We start from the raw sequence: 15,471 nt of genomic DNA on the forward strand, positions 1-15,471 counted from the left end.
CCAATAATTTTAAAGCCCCAGCGGGGCGACACTTGAATCAACGAGTGTCGCCCCGCTGGGGCTTTTGCTATTTTATCCTCACTTCTTGCTACCGATATGCCGCCGCGCTGCGGCTTCGGGCGTTAGCTTGCGCCCGGAAACCTGAACCACACTTCCTGCCATGATAAAAGCGCTACTAGCCCTGGCTGCGTGCCTGTCTCTCATCTGGGTGCTGAATACCCGGCAGGGCAGCCTGCCCCCCTTCGGCAAGCTGCTGAGCCCGTACCGGGGCTTCTGGCTGAATGGCGAGCGGCCCGAGGACTTCCCGGCCCATCAGCAGCTGGCCCTCACGGGCCTGCAACAGCCCGTGACGGTGCGCTACGACGACCGCCGCGTGCCCCACATCTTCGCCCAGAACGACCATGACCTGTACCTGGCCCAGGGCTACCTCACGGCCCGCGACCGGCTCTGGCAGATGGATTTCGTGGCCCACGTAGCGGCCGGGCGGCTGGCCGAAATCGTGGGGCCGGAGCGGCTGGAGACGGACCGGTTTTTCCGGCGCATGGGCCTGGGTTTCGGGGCGCAGAAATCGGTGGCCGCCGTGCTGGCCGACCCCGTGACCAGCGTGGTAGCGCGGGCGTATTCCGATGGCATCAACGCCTACATCAACAGCCTCACGCCCGCCACTTATCCGTTTGAGTACAAGCTGCTCGACTACGCGCCCGAGCCTTGGGAACCACTAAAAAGCGCCCTCATTCTCAAATACATGGCCTTCGACCTCACCGGCCGTTCCGACGACCTGCGCATGAGCAACGCCCTGCGCAAGTACGGCCCGGCGGTGATGCGCGACCTGTTTCCGGACTACCCCACCCGCGAGTCGCCGGTAATTCCGGCTGGTACGTCCTTGGATTTCAAACCGCTGGCTACGCCGCCCGTGCCACCAGCTTTCGTGGCGGCCGAAGCGCCGTATGCGCCTACTCAGGAGCCTTCGCGCGACCTGGGTTCTAATAACTTCGCGGTGAGCGGGGCACGCTCCGCTACTGGCTTTCCGATGCTGGCCAACGACCCGCACCTGCAACTTAACTTGCCCAGCATCTGGTACCAGGTGCAAATGACCGCGCCGGGCGTGAACGTGTACGGCGTGTCGATTCCGGGCGCGCCGCTGGCCATCATCGGCTTTAACGAGCAGGTGGCCTGGGGCGTGACCAATACCTACGCCGATGTGCTGGACTGGTATCAGGTGCAGTTTCGGGACGCGAACAAGCGCGAATACTGGCACGCCGGCCGCTGGAAACCGGTGCGCCGCGTGATAGAGCGCATCAAAGTACGCGGCCAGCCCGACCGCCTCGATACCGTATTATACACCCACCACGGCCCGGTGGTGTACGACCGTCCCGAGAAGCCTTTCTTAAACTACGTGCCCATCGGCTACGCGGCTCGCTGGACGGCCCACGACGCGGCCAACGAGTTCAAAACGTTTTACCAGCTCAACCGCGCCCGCACCTACGCCGACTACACCGCCGCGCTGGCCAGCTACGGCGCGCCGGCCCAGAACTTCGTGTTTGCCGATGCCGGCCAGGACATTGCCATCTGGCCCAACGGCCACCTGCCGCTCAAATGGCACGAACAGGGCAAGTACCTGCTCGACGGCCGCGACCCGGCCCAGGACTGGCAGGGCTGGATTCCGGCCGCCCAAAACCCGCACGCGAAGAACCCAGCCCGGGGCTTCGTGTCGTCGGCCAACCAGTCGTCGGTGCGACCCCAGGACTATCCTTATTATATGAACTGGGACTACGGCTCGTCGGAGCGCGGCCGGCGCATCAACCAGCGCCTCGGCCAGATGCCCATGGTAACGGCCGACAGCCTGCGCCTGCTCCAGAACGACGTGCTCGGCCTGAATGCCCAGCTGATGCTGCCGCGCCTGCTGGCGCTGGCCGGCGCATCGCCCGCCACCACGCCCGAAGGCCAGGCCCTGGCCGCCCTGCGCGCCTGGAACTACCAGTACACCGCCGATGCCGTCGGGCCGAGCCTATTTGAGCTGTGGTACGACAATCTCGTGAAGCGCCTCTGGGACGATGACTTCCCCCTCGGCCCCCAAGGCCCGGCCTACCGCTACCCCGCCCGCGACCGCACCAACAACCTGATTCTGACCGAAGACAGCAGCCGCTGGATTGACGACCGCCGCACCCGCGCCCGCGAAACCCTGCCCCTGCTGGCCCGCCAAAGCCTGCGCTGGGCCGTGGACAGCCTCACCCGCAAGTACGGCGCGCAAGGCCCCAAATGGCGCTGGGCCAGCCAGAAAAGCACCGACATCCTGCACCTGCTCAAGCTCCCCGGCTTCGGGCAGATGGATGTGGACTGCGGCGGCGGCGGCGGCATCGTGAACGCCACCACCGAGCGCCAGGGCCCCAGCTGGCGCATGGTGGTGGCCCTGGGCCCGCAGGTGCGCGCCTACGGCGTATACCCCGGCGGCCAGAGCGGCAACCCCGGCTCACCCTTCTACACCAATCTGCTGGAAACCTGGCGCGTGGGCCAGCTCGATGAGCTGGTATTTCTGCGCAGCGCGGAGGAGCCACATGCGCGGGTGGCTACGAGTTGGACGTTGAAAGCGAAGTAATTTGCGCGAAGCTGGCCAATCGTCGCCAATTTTTAAGTTTCAACTCTTCAATCTAACCCTGGTGAAACCTGCCCTGCTTTCTACCAAAACCCTTGTGTCTCCCGCCGTTGGTTTGCTGCTGGGGCTGGCGGCACCCCGGTTTGCCGTAGCGCAGGCCACTCCGGCTGCGCCAGCCGGTTCTAAAGTTGAACGGGTTGTGGGAAAAGAATATACATATGTGGAGCAAATGCCGCAATTGCCCGGTGGCGGTGGCAACGCGGCTATTGTGGAAGCGCTTCAGCGGCAGGTGCATTACCCGGCAGCGGCCCTGCGGCAACAGTTGCAAGGCCGGGTATTCGTCAGCTTTCTGGTAACGGAAAGCGGTGAGGTACGGAACGGCAAGATTGTCAAGGGCATCGGAGAAGGATGCGATGAGGAAGTGCTGGCCGCCGTGCAACTCCTACCCCGCTTCATTCCCGGCACCCAGCAGGGCAGGCCGGTAGCCGTTTCCTTCACGGTACCCGTCACGTTCAAGATTCAGGACGCCAAATCCGCAGCTGCCGACACGCTGACGCACATTTACCAGCTGGTCGACCAGATGTCGCGCCTCCCGTCCGGGGATGGTGGCCGCCCCATTGCCCAAGCCATTCAGCGGGCGCTGGTGATGCCCGCTGGGGTAGCCAATGATTCTTTGCTCCGCAAGGTGTTCGTGAGCTTCATCGTGGGGCCGAGTGGGGTGATTCGGGACGTAAAAGTAGTGCGCGGGTTAAACGCGGGCTGCAATGCTGCCGCGCTGGCCGCCGTGCGGCAACTGCCGCGCTTCGTGGGGGCAAGCTGAACGGGCTGCCCGCATCCGTGAGCATGACCGTGCCCGTGCTGTTTGGCCGACTCCCGCAAAAGCCCTGAACGGACGCTTTCGCAACAGATTGAGCACCGCTTTAAATTTGTTGTATGGATAACTGTCAACTCCAGCACCCATGCCCGCCCGTCTGCTGCCATTTCCGAGGCGGCAGGCCGCTCCTCTTGCTGCTCCTCGCCCTCCTAGCTCGCCCCTGCGCCGCCCAGTCCTACGGCCAGTACGCCACCGATACAACCCAGATTTTCAACTACGTAGACCAGATGCCCATTCTGCCCGATGGCGGTGGCAACCTGGCCCTGGTAAAAGCTGTGCAGAAACAGCTTCAGCTACCCGTAGAGGTGCGCGAAGGCCGCACCGAAGGCCGGGTATTCGTGCGCGTCGTGGTGGGAGTGAGTGGCGTGGGGCGGAAGGCAGCCGTGGTGCAATCTCTCAGCCCCGCCTGCGATGCGGCCGCGCTGGCCGCCGTGAAGCGGATGCCGCGCCTGTTGCCGGGCCGCTACCAAGGCCAGCCGGTAGCGGTGCTGCTCACGGTGCCGGTCATGTTCCTGTCGCCGCGCCACGTATTTGCCAGCACGGAAGTTTCCCGGCCGGCCCAGTTTCCCGGCGGCGATGCGGCCTTGGAGCAGTACCTGCAGAAGAACAAGGCCACGCCCGCCGAAGTGAAGCAGCGCGACCTCAAAGGCCGCGTCGTGGTGCGTTTCGTGCTGAAGTCGGATGGACGCGTAGGAGCCAGCGAAGTCATTAACTCCCTTTGCCCCAGCTGCGACGATGAGGCCCTACGCCTCGTGCGCGGCTTCCCGCGCTGGCAGTCCGCCCTGGGCTTCGACGACCAGCCCGTGGCCATGTACCAGAAAGTCAACATCTGGTTCAGCCCGCCCGCGCCGCCCACCGGCCAGGCCGCGCCGGTGCCCGAAAACCAAGTCTACAGCCAGACCGAGCAAATGCCCGTGCTGCCCGGCCGCAGCGGCCAGGATGGCCTGCAAGCCGCCCTGCAAGAGCTGATAGAATACCCCGAGCGGGCCAGCAGCGGCGAGGGCCAGGTCAGCTTCGTGGTGGAACCCGATGGCCGCGTCACGCGCCCGGTCATGCTCAAGCCCATCAACAGCTCTTTGGATGAGGCCGTGCTGGCGGCGGCCCTGCGCCTACCCCGTTTCGAGCCCGGCCGCCACAACGGGCAGCCAGTGGCCGTGCGCCTGGCCGTACTGGTAGTAGTCGCCATTCACTGAGCCGCAGCCGGCAGTTTCCCACCGGGACGGCTGCACAAAAAAAGCGACCCTCGGCCGAGGGTCGCTTTTTGCATCATGTGCCGGGATTCCGCACTTTTACCGCAGATAACCGGCCGGAGCCTAATCGTTGTTGGCGCGGTTGATGAGCACTACCGTCACGGCCGCGATGGCCGCGATGCCGAGCACCATTTGCGTGGGCGTGAAGCGCTGAGCGGCTTTGCGCAGCAGTACACCACCGTTTTTCAGCAGGTCGTCTACGTGCTCGGTTTTGCCTTGAAATACGTGGTAGGCACTCTCGAAAGTACGGGCAAGGTCTTCGGGCAGGATTTGTTCGAGTTGTTTTTCGATTTGCGCTTCCATAAAGCTGGTATTGAAAAAGGGAGGTGAAACAGGGCAGTTACCGCCCTTGATTCGCTGTACGGAAAAGCGTGGGGCCGGGCTGCCTTTTTTCTGTTTTTCAGCAATCTTTCTCCGCAATAAAAACCCGTAAGCATTTCAACTTCAGCATTAATCAACCAACAAGCTGGGCCCAACAATTCCTAACCTACTCCACCACCACAATGCGCGAGCCCGTGCGCCGGTCCTCACGCACCTGGCAGTAGTAAGCGCCTGGAGCCAGCCCGTTCAGGTCGACGGGCAGCAGCTGGGGGCCGCGGGGCAGCACCTGGTCCACGGTGCGGCGCACTTCGCGGCCCAGCGTATCGAGCACCACAATCTGAACGTGGCCACCGGCGCTTTCATAAGCCACGGTGGTGCGGCCATCGCGCGCCACCGGGTTGGGGTACACCGTGAATTCGGCTACCTCGGCCGCCGCATTCGTGGCCGTAACGGCTCCCGGCCGCAGCACGGGCACGTAGGTAAAGGACTGGCCAAAAAGCTGCGTGAGCGTGGCCGGCGTCACCTGAAACCAGTCTTTCAGAATGCTGGTGTAGATGCTGCGGAAATCGAACTGCATGGGAATATTGTCGTTCACACCGGCCGCCGTGGGCAGCACGGGGTTGGCTCCATGCACGATGGGGTTCACCTTGGAGCCAAACACCAGCAACGGTGCCGCCGAACCGTGGTCGGTACCGAAGCCCGAATTGGACCGGATGCGCCGCCCAAATTCCGAGAACGTCATACCCACCACCCGGTCCTGAATGGCCAGCCGCCGCAGGTCGTCCTGGAAGGCATTCACGGCTTCCGCAATCTTGCCCAACAGCGTGGCGTGGGTGCCCACGGTGGTAGTGCCCGTGCTGGGCACCTGCAGCGTGTGCGTATCGAAGCCACCGAGCTGGCACACGTAGATGCGGGTGCTCAGGCCGCCGGCCACCAGCTGGGCCACTATTTTGAGCTGGTCGGCCAGCGAGTTCTGGCCCGCCGCGGGGTACAGCGGCGAGAGGTTCTGGGCGCGTCCGGCCGCCGCCTGAATGGCCGTGGTGTACACCTGCGTCTGGCTCACCACCTGCCGGATAAACGTCAGTTCATGCCCGGCCGGCGTGTTCGGCGCGGCATCGACCCCACCGCTAAGCAGTTGATAGAAAGACGACGTGCTGGCAATGGCCATGCCCATGTTCACCGAAGGGCCCTGCACGCAGTTGCTCACCACCGAGCCGATACTGATGGCCAGCGGGTCGGGGTTTGTGGTGCTGGGGTAGCCGGTGGGGAAGCCCGGAAACTCGCCGTCGAGGTAGCGGCCGGCCCACCCGGTGGTCCAGGTCACGTTCGAATCGGAGCCCGAGGTCCAGATATCGGTGGCTCGGAAGTGCGAGAAGTTGGGCGTGGGGTAGCCCACACTTTGCACCACACCCAGCTTGCCGTTCTGGTACAGGTTCTGGAGCGAAGCCATGGCCGGGTGAATGCCGGTGGCCGTAGTGAGCGGCAGCACGGCCGTTTGGGGCAGGGCAATGTTGCTGCGCGCCGCCATCAGGGCCGGGTACTGGTCAAGCGGGATAATCATGTTCAGCCCATCATTGCCGCCTTGCAGCTGAATGATAACCAACACCTTATCCGATACCGTGGTGGCATTGGTGAGGGCCGCCAGCTGGGCCGAATACCCATAGGCCCCTACGGGCAGCCCGCTCAGGAAAGCAGTGCCAACCGAGGCCGCAGCCGTAGTCTGTAGAAATTCGCGACGTTTCATAATTAGGCCGTTAGCTATTAGCTGTCAGCCATTAGCCAGCAGCCTCAATTGACGAATGATATTTGCGAAAGCCAACAGCCGATGGCTGCCAGCCAACAGCTTAAGAAAGATGGTATTCGGCCAGGCCCATCAGGGCGCGGAGCATGGCTTGCAGCTTGGTGGTCACGGCGGCTTTTTTGGCCGTGTTAGTGGGCGCGGCCAGGTACTGCTGCCATTCCACAGTCCACTCAAAATCGGGCAGGCCGGGCAGCAGCGCCGTTTTCAGAAAGGCAATCTGATTGGTGGTGAGGGCAATGGGCAGCATCAGCTTCACATACTCGTCAATCAGCAAGTTGCAGTCTGAGGCCGTGGCGGCCGGGAACAACTGCGTGAGTGCCAGCACGTCAATCACGATTTTGACCCCGCCCCGCGTGTAGCCCGCGCCGATGAACAGGTCCGTGACCTGGTTGCGGCGCGGCAGCGTCACGGCATTTATCCAGAGCTCGTGGTACTGCGGCGTTTGGTAGTAAGCGGCCCAGCCGGCCACGTTGGGTGGGTCGCCCAGGGTTTGCTGCTGCACGTTGGCCAAGCCGTTGAGGTAGTCCCACATTGTGTACTGGCTGGCTACTACGCTACTGGTCGGGAACACCACCTGCATCTGCCGCATCAGGCCCACCGTAAAATCGAGCGGGCTCTTGATGAGGCAGCCCACATTCAGCGCATCGAAGAAATGCTCGGAGCTGAACAGCGCCCGCAGCACCGGCACGACATCAAAACTATTATTAATGAGGATAGTAGCCAGCGGACGGATAATATCCGTTTCTACTTGCGTATCAATGAGGTAATACACAAACCAGCGGTAGAGCTTGCGCACAATAAACCGCGCCGTTTCCACCTGCTGGAAAATCAGGTTGATAAGCGCCTGGTATTCGGTGTTGCCGCTGGCCACAATGCTGGCATTGCCGAAGGCCGAGGAGAATACCTTGGTCGTGGTGTCGTGGCGGCTGGCCGTAAAGTAGCTGCCTACTGGCACGGTCGCCAGGTCGCGCCAGCCGGTAAGGGCCTTGGCGGCGGCCTGTACGTCGGCCTCGGTGTAGTTGGTGTAGTTGCCCGCCCCGATGAGCGGCCCCTTGCCCACCGTGAACAGCTCCAGCAGCTCGCGGCCGTAGTTCTCGTTGGGCGCGCCCGTTGTGCTCTGGTTGCCGTTAAGATAGCGCAACATGGCGGGCGTCACGGTCACGTCCTTGGCCAGCTGCTTAAAATTGCCCAGCGCGTGCTGGCGCAGCAGGCGCACGTATTCGTACCCCATGCGCGCATCGTTGATGTCGCCCAGCTCTACCACAAAGTGGTTGTGCCAGAATAGCGTCATCTTCTCCACCAGCGTGGTGCCCTGGCCCAGCAGCTGCCCCAGCCACCAGTCGCGCAGCGAAGCCCGCCGCACGCCCTCAAAATTCTGGTCGAACACCTGCGCCGTCCAGGTCTGCCCAATGGGCACGCTGGTATCGGTGGCCGACACGTTTACGGGCGGGTCGGGCGCGGTGGCCGGGGCCGTGAGCAGGCCGTTAAGCACCGCCGTGAGGCTGGAACCAGCCGCCGTCATAATCTCCGTGCGCGTGGGGCCAAACAGGCTGCGGCGCAGCAGGTGCGCGGCCTGCGCATAGCCCCAGGTGCCGGCGTAGGGCGTGAGGGTGCTGGTGGTGCGGGCCAGGCCGGTGGGCAGCGCCTTGTTGGCGTAGCGGCTCACGGTTTCGGGCGGGTCCTGCTGGGCCAGGGCGGCGGCGGGGCCGGGCGACGGCGCGGGTTGCCCGGCCACGGTCGCCGGAGCATTAAGGACGGCCGCGTTTCGTTGGAGGAAATGTCGACGGTTCATAGATAAGCGCAAAAAATGAGGCCAGAAGCGTTGCCACAAGGTACCGCTCAGCAGCCGAATGCTGCCGTATTAATCAGCTGTTTAACAAAGACTATGGCCTGGGCTTCAGGTTTAATGCAAGTATCGTTTTCTTTCAATGGGCATCGCATGAAGCAGCGACCATTTCATGCGGCATCCAGGCCGGGTTATTCTTCCCGACCGGCCATAAAAAAAGCGCCCGACCACCAGGGTCGGGCGCTTTGTCAGGCGCAAATCGGCCGGATTCTTTACTCGGCACGGGCCAGCGCGGCTTCTTCCAGCACGGCGGCATCGGCGGCTACGGCGGCGGGCACGCGGCCGGCAGCGTAGAAATTGCGGTGGTAGTAGGGCTGGTTCAGCGAGCTCACCATCACGCCGCCGTTGCAAGCCGAGTGGGCAAACTTGCCGTCTTTCAAATAGATACCAACGTGGTAAATCGGACCCTTGCCCCGGCGAAAAAACACCAGGTCGCCGGTTTCCATTTCGCTCTTGGCCACGCGCTTGGAGTTGCTGAACATGGCCCGCGAAGAATGAACCAGGTTGATACCGTACACTTCATGGAACACGCGGGTTACGAAGCCCGAGCAGTCGGTGCCCTTGCGCGAGTTGCTGCCGTAGCTATAGGGAGTTCCAATCCAATCAGTTACCGTACGCAGCAGGTCCTTGTTTTCGTCGAAGGCCAGGTGCAAGCCCAGCGTTTGGGCGTAGTAGTGGTAGGTGAGCGAGTCGCGGGAGGCAGCCAGCTCGGCGGCAGTGGGCTTGGTGGCCGGTGGGTTGCTCAGGTCGCTGTCGGGGGCGGGCTCTCCAATCGTCAGGGCCGGAAGCAGCGAAGCTTCGGCTACGACCGGTGCCGCAGTGGCACGGGCCATAACCGAAGCTTCGGGGGCGCGTTCAAAGAAGAAGGAGAGGGCTAGCGAGGTAGCGGCGAGGCAATACAGGAGGCTGTGTTTCATTGTCCGTCGTTGGGGTTGGGGGCAAAAAACCGGGTTCCAAAGTGAGGGCGGAAGAGCCGGAGTAGTAGCTTTCTTAGGCGATAGGCAAGGCTGAACGCAGCCGAGTGAAGAGGTGATGAAAAGCTGTTGTACCCGATAATTTCTATTGTCCGTAGAACAGGTCACAGGGTAAAGCTAGGTTAAACTTTTTGTAAGTCCGTCACTTTTTCTTTGAAAAGGGCTAAAATACTTTACAAAAGATAATTTTATCAGTAAATATTAACCTTAACGCTTGCAACCAAGCTCATCTTTGCTTCGTATCTGCGCGACCAGAATATTCCTATATCTTCCCTCTCATGCAAACGCTCCGAACCTGGACCAACTCCCCGCTTGCTCTCATTGCCCGCCGCGTGCTCAAGGCTCGGCGCGTGGCCATGGTGGTGGGCCAGACGGTGCATCTGAGCGGGGCTTCCCGCGAAGAGTTTCTGGCCGATGCCGAGTGGGTGGCCCATGAGGCCGTGCATCTGCGCCAGTACCAAGAGCACGGCCTACTCCCCTTCCTTTGGAAGTACCTCGTCGAGTCGGCCCGCGTGGGCTACTACCACAACAAGTATGAAGTAGAAGCCCGCGAGGAGGCCCGCCGCGTGGTGCTGGCCGACCCGGCCCACGTACTACGCCCCCTGCCGCGCCACGCGCAGCCCAGCCCTGAAACAACCTGAACAGGCTGGCATTAGCCAAAATAAACCCCGCGAATTGCAACTAACTGGCAGCTGATTACGAATAAACCACGCGCTTTTGGTGCTCCGGTACCCGGCGCTGTTCTATTCCTTACACTTCCCATTCCCGCTCATACTCATGGATAACCAGCAAGACCAGTTCGGGACCCCGAACCCAACCAATACCGGTAATACCGGCCGCACCGATAAGAACCCCGCCACGCCGGGTACCCCCGGCACGGCCAGCGGCGCGGCGGCATCTTCGCGCAAATCGGCCCCCACGCCCAGCGCCCAAAGCTCCGCTCCTACTCCCGACGCTCAGCACCAGACCACGGCCAACGCCGGCGACAACCGCCAGGGCGAAGGCCAGCAAACCAACGCCCAGGAAGGTACTCTGCTCGATACGGCTCTGAACAGCGGCAAAAAATGGATTGAGGACTCCGGCGTGCTCGACAGCGTGAACCAGTTGCCGCAGTCCATCAAAGACCTCGGCAACCGCGCTCTTGATAAAGTAAACGACCTCAGCACGACCCAGAAAGTAGTGGGCGGTGCTATCCTAGCGGGCGGCATTGCCTGGCTGGCTACCCGCAAGGGCAAGTCGGGCGGCAGCGAAAGTAGCGCGTATAACTATGGCCGCCAGCGCGATGCCGGCAGCTACGGCCGCCGCAGCTACGGCTACCAGGCCCCCGATGCCACCACTAATCGCCGCCCGGCCACCGGCACAACCGGCCGCTCCGATAGCGGCGCACCCTACGCTGACAGCGGCAGCCGCTTCGGCAGCAGCGCTGATGCCAGCGCTACTAAGCCATCCGGCAACACCGGCATTCATTCGGGCAGCGGCCGTAGCGAGAGCAGCCCCAGCGCCTCGGCCCACACCGACCACGGTGCGCAAGGCTCTGAACACCGCTCCCATTCGAAAGACGACGGTTTCCGTAGCATGGAATAGGCCGGATATTGTTTGAGTGCAAAGCCCCCGCTTCAGTATTGAGGCGGGGGCTTTGCGTTGCTAGGGAGGCAGTTGGTTGCTAGTATTGGCGACTATACAACGGGTAATGAACTTGACAATCTAAACTTTACGGATAATTTATATCCCAGACATAGATTCGGGGCCGCATTGCGTAGCGTTAGCATTTTGGCCTAAAGCCTTTCGTTACGCCCGGAATAGCTGCGGTATTAAAATAGTAAGTGTCCTACGTATTACCATTCCGCCCTATTTCATTTATTCTTCATCTATTGCCCAACTTTGTTTCAACCCTGCCGTTACGAGTGCGCGGATTCGCTTATAGCTCTACCCCTATGAAACGATTTATTGGTTTGGCCCTGGCCACGGTGTTGGTCGCTAGCGGCTGCAAGAAAGATAACCCGGAAGCCGACCTGCCAGCGGCCACCCACACGGGAGCCAACACGGCCGGCTGCTACATCAACGGGCAGCCCTTTGTGGCCACGGGGTACGGAAGCGGGCTGGGAAAAGTGCAGGGCATCGGCGGGGGATTCGCGTACGACAGCGCCTACTATTTGCGGCTGAATGGGAAGTTTGGCAACCGGGAAGGAAGCTTGCAGATTTTTCTGAATAGTTTTCCGGGTAGCAGAAATCAGAAGTTACTTGGCACATATCCGCTGAATCTGACAACGCCAGTGCTGCCGGCTGCTACATCTAATCAATGTAAGAGTTATGCAGTTTTCCTCCCTAACGATTCGCCCCAAGAGGTATATGCAACTGACGCGAGTCATACAGGAGAGGTTAAAATCACTTATGTGGACTTAAGCGTCGCATACAAAACTGTTGTGGCCGGCAGCTTCGAGTTTACTGCATCTAGCAACCTCGACCCTACCAAAACCCTCAAAGTAACAAGTGGGCGGTTTGACAGACAGCAATAATTCTATTTTTATTTTCACCTTGCCCGTTTAGCCCATGAAACACTTCTTCATGCTGGGCTTGGCGTTGGCAGCTATGTTGCCATACCAGGCGTTTTCTCAAAAGCACAGCAACCCTACCCCGGTCGTTGCGGCTAAAGTAGCTCCCGGCGGTGGGGGCGGCGACCCTTCCGGCGTACTCTACTGTTCAGAGCCCATCAGTGGCTTGCAAGCCCACGCGGATAGCATTTACGCCCCGCTCGACAAAACACCGATACCTTATGGGGTGCTCTACAACCGGGCTTGCCAAATGGCCGACCTGCTGCGTTTCACCGCGCAGGCCCCCGACACTTCCAGCGCCCGGCATTTCCGGCAGGCCCTGTACGAGCTGCACACCACGGCCTATAACACGACCTTGCTGCCCTGCCAGGCCGATGTGCGCGACTACGCCCGCCAAAGCAGCGACCGGGATACGGCCCTGATTGGAATGCTCCACTACGGCTTCGGCTACCTCGACAGCACCGCCGTAGCGAACAACCTGGTGTACTACGACACGAATTTGCCCGCCCTGCTGCACGATGTGCCGGGCCGGCCCAGGTCGCCGTACCTCAGCCGTGAGGCCACGGTGATGGCGGCCCTGCTCGATACGACCCACTTCGGCGTGTTACGCTTTCGGCTCGATACCCGCCTCTGCTACACCAATACGGGCCGCACGCTGAGCAGTGTCAGCGTGGACTTCGCGGATGGCAACGGGTCCCAAACCCTCTTGCCCAACCAAACCCGCACCATTACCTATTCCAGCACCGGCAACAAAGTACTCACTTACACCATCTACTTCACTGACGGCTCGCAACGCACGACCCGCTCCCGCCTGTACGTGGGCGGTGTGGGAGCTTTTTCCAAAGACGACGTGGCGGCAAAAAATATCCGGCCTGCACAACCCAGCTGTTTCTTTCAGCCCTTAACGGCAGATATTACCCATTTCCGCAATCAGCGGGCTGGCATTGGCGAAGTAGAGTATTACTATAGTGCCAACCCGTTAAAAAGCTGTAATCATACGCAGCAGGATGTAACTAAGCCGGTTATTCTGATTGATGGTTTTGACCATGAGGACGAACGGAAAGCCGGAAATATTTACGCAGATAAATTGGTTTATTCAACATTGAATGGCAACATCAATGAGGAGCATAACCTTGCCGACGAGTTACGCCTGCAAGGCTACGACGTGGTCATTCTCAACTTTCCGACCGTTATCACCGGCTATATACTAAATGGCTTTTTCCGGGCACCCCGCTATTACCGGGGTGGCAGCGCCTACATCGAGGCGAATGCTTATGTGCTCGTCAAGCTGATTCAGGAGTTGAATACGCAGCTAACCAGGTCCGGCTCGGCCGAAAAGCTGGTCATCGTGGGGCCGAGCATGGGCGGGCAGATTGCCAGATACGCGCTGGCCTACATGGAAACTAACAGCCTGGTGCATAACACGCGCCTCTACGTTTCCCTCGATTCGCCGCACAACGGCGCGAATACGCCCATTGGCCCGCAGTTGTTTCTCAAGTATTTCGGCGAAGACATTGGCCAGGTGAGCGCCCGCGACGCACTGGGCGAAATCAATTCGCCGGCTTCCAAGCAGCTTTCGCAGCAGCACTACTCCCAGCTTTCGGGCAATACGGTGCCCTTCCAGCAGAACCAGGAGCGCGGCCTCTACTTGAACAACCTGACCAACGTGGGCAACTGGCCGCAACAGGTGCGCCGCATCGCCATCGCCAACGGCAGCCTCACGGCCCAGAAACAGCTCAGAACCTCCGGCAGCGGCACCATCACCGACGGGGAGCAGGCTCTTTACCTACGCGGCAAAGCGCTGGGCATCGGCATTGCCTCGGCCCGCCTCTATTTTTCACAGGGCTATGGCAATAGCCAGAAAGTATTGGAAGGCCACTACCCCATTGGCCGGGGCCGCAACTACTACGCGTTGGGGCCGCCTAGCTCCTGCGGGCGCGATGCCGGGCCGGGCGGGTGGTTTGACGTGCAACAGTCAATCGTGGACAAGGCCAGCGAGCGGGGTATCCTCCAGTCGACTGCCTTTTATTCGGTGCAGAAAAATTCGGCTTTCGTGCCGATGCACAGCGCGTTGGCCTACCAGCCCGCCGGCGGCGGAATAGACGACTATTGCCAGTCGCTGGCCACCAGCAACCTGGTTTGCGACGGCACGATTCCGTTCGATGCCTATTATGGGCCGCGTAGCAACAACGAGGAGCACATTCAGCTCACCAGCGGCAACGTCGATTTTATCCGCAAGGAAATTCTGAACATCACCCCCACCCCGGTTCTGCTAACCGCGCCCGCTGAGCTATGCGCCGGCGGCATTGGCCGCACGTTTGCCATACGAGAGGAATGCACCCTGCCCGGCCGCGGCCAAGCCACTACCTATACCTGGACTGTGGGCGTGGGTGCCACCTTTGGCACCAGCGGCCTGCGCACCGCCACCGGGTCCAGCGTAATCATTCGGGGCGATGCCGGGACTGACAATGCCGTGACGGTGACGGTACGAGCCACCCGGGCGGGCAGCACCATCAGCGCTCCGGTCAACGTTGCGGTGTACGTTACCGATTTTGCCTATTCTTATCTCATCTGTCGGGCACCCGTTGACCTTGTCAATCCCAGCTACATCGTCTGCCAGGATGAATTTTTGAATTACACCCTGGAATCCCAGCTTTACGACGTGGCTTCCATTCAATGGTTTGCCGGTGCCGCAGGCAACGAAACCGCCAATACGGTGGCTTCGGCTACGGCCGCCTCATTCAATGGCAAGGCAACCATGAGTGTCAATGCGTTACGTTATGCCAACTACTTTTCGGTGTATGCCACGGCCATCGACATTTGCACGGGCACGCGGGTGACGGTTCCCTCAGCATCGTCCAGCCCCTTCGCTAGTCAAAGCCCGGCGGGCGGCTTGGTTCTCCAAGTCAACTACGCCTACAATTGCCAGCCCCACCGCCCGGCGGCGGGCAGGGATTTGCCGGCCGCCGGCCTCATCAATATCTACCCCAACCCGGCCAATGGCAATTTGCTGGTGCAGCTGAATTCCTCCTTCAAGCAAGACCCGGGAACCACTACTGTCCGCCTATACAACGGCCAGGGCCACTTGGTGCGGCAGCAGGCATTCGTGGGCGCTCAACACAATTTTGCTACCGCCGATTTATCCGAAGGAATCTATTACCTGATAGCAACGAGTACCGGCGGCCAAATCCTGCGCCAGCAGCTCGAAATCAAGCACTAACGGCTGCTTTTCCTTTTCACCCGCGACCAGCCGACTTCCG

General features: G+C 61.0%; 11 protein-coding genes. 7 read left to right on the forward strand and 4 right to left on the reverse strand.

Features of this window, described 5'->3' with window-relative positions; translation table 11 throughout:
* Nucleotides 1-160: 160 nt before the first annotated feature.
* The 3 genes from ACVWYF_RS07410 to ACVWYF_RS07420 all read left to right on the forward strand — a co-directional run bounded on the left by ACVWYF_RS07410 (nucleotide 161) and on the right by ACVWYF_RS07420 (nucleotide 4,660).
* Complete coding sequence (locus tag ACVWYF_RS07410) at nucleotides 161-2,596, forward strand: penicillin acylase family protein (RefSeq protein ID WP_457066170.1); 2,436 nt, start codon at nucleotides 161-163, stop codon at nucleotides 2,594-2,596.
* Between the two features lie 94 nt (nucleotides 2,597-2,690).
* Entirely contained in the window at nucleotides 2,691-3,413 is a 723-nt protein-coding gene (locus ACVWYF_RS07415; protein ID WP_457066172.1) for an energy transducer TonB, read from the forward strand.
* 185 nt (nucleotides 3,414-3,598) lie between these two features.
* A complete protein-coding gene (locus ACVWYF_RS07420; protein ID WP_457066174.1) occupies nucleotides 3,599-4,660 on the forward strand; it encodes an energy transducer TonB in 1,062 nt (353 codons plus the stop codon).
* A 120-nt stretch (nucleotides 4,661-4,780) separates the two neighbouring features.
* On the opposite strand, the gene ACVWYF_RS07425 is transcribed toward ACVWYF_RS07420, so the two are convergent.
* From ACVWYF_RS07425 to ACVWYF_RS07440, 4 genes are all read right to left on the reverse strand, one after another.
* The gene (locus ACVWYF_RS07425; RefSeq protein WP_457066176.1) at nucleotides 4,781-5,020 is read right to left on the reverse strand and encodes a hypothetical protein; all 240 of its coding nucleotides are present in this window, start codon (nucleotides 5,018-5,020) and stop codon (nucleotides 4,781-4,783) included.
* 184 nt (nucleotides 5,021-5,204) lie between these two features.
* Nucleotides 5,205-6,782: a DUF1501 domain-containing protein gene (locus ACVWYF_RS07430; RefSeq protein WP_457066178.1), complete on the reverse strand. Its 1,578-nt coding sequence runs from the start codon at nucleotides 6,780-6,782 to the stop codon at nucleotides 5,205-5,207.
* Between the two features lie 100 nt (nucleotides 6,783-6,882).
* Nucleotides 6,883-8,631 carry a DUF1800 domain-containing protein gene (locus tag ACVWYF_RS07435; RefSeq protein WP_457066180.1) on the reverse strand — a complete coding sequence of 583 codons (1,749 nt, stop codon included), beginning with the start codon at nucleotides 8,629-8,631 and terminating at the stop codon, nucleotides 6,883-6,885.
* Nucleotides 8,632-8,897: 266 nt separating this feature from the next.
* The gene (locus tag ACVWYF_RS07440; RefSeq protein WP_457066182.1) at nucleotides 8,898-9,602 is read right to left on the reverse strand and encodes a C40 family peptidase; all 705 of its coding nucleotides are present in this window, start codon (nucleotides 9,600-9,602) and stop codon (nucleotides 8,898-8,900) included.
* Nucleotides 9,603-9,937: 335 nt separating this feature from the next.
* Between ACVWYF_RS07440 and ACVWYF_RS07445 the strand changes: the two genes are divergently transcribed.
* The 4 genes from ACVWYF_RS07445 to ACVWYF_RS07460 all read left to right on the forward strand — a co-directional run bounded on the left by ACVWYF_RS07445 (nucleotide 9,938) and on the right by ACVWYF_RS07460 (nucleotide 15,431).
* Entirely contained in the window at nucleotides 9,938-10,300 is a 363-nt protein-coding gene (locus ACVWYF_RS07445) for a hypothetical protein (protein WP_457066184.1), read from the forward strand.
* A 136-nt stretch (nucleotides 10,301-10,436) separates the two neighbouring features.
* The gene (locus ACVWYF_RS07450; protein ID WP_457066186.1) at nucleotides 10,437-11,243 is read left to right on the forward strand and encodes a hypothetical protein; all 807 of its coding nucleotides are present in this window, start codon (nucleotides 10,437-10,439) and stop codon (nucleotides 11,241-11,243) included.
* A gap of 350 nt (nucleotides 11,244-11,593) precedes the next feature.
* Nucleotides 11,594-12,175, forward strand: a complete 582-nt coding sequence (locus tag ACVWYF_RS07455; protein WP_457066188.1) for a hypothetical protein — start codon at nucleotides 11,594-11,596, stop codon at nucleotides 12,173-12,175.
* A gap of 34 nt (nucleotides 12,176-12,209) precedes the next feature.
* Nucleotides 12,210-15,431: a T9SS type A sorting domain-containing protein gene (locus tag ACVWYF_RS07460; RefSeq protein ID WP_457066190.1), complete on the forward strand. Its 3,222-nt coding sequence runs from the start codon at nucleotides 12,210-12,212 to the stop codon at nucleotides 15,429-15,431.
* The last annotated feature ends 40 nt before the right edge of the window (nucleotides 15,432-15,471 follow it).

Source organism: Hymenobacter sp. UYAg731 (assembly GCF_054061335.1).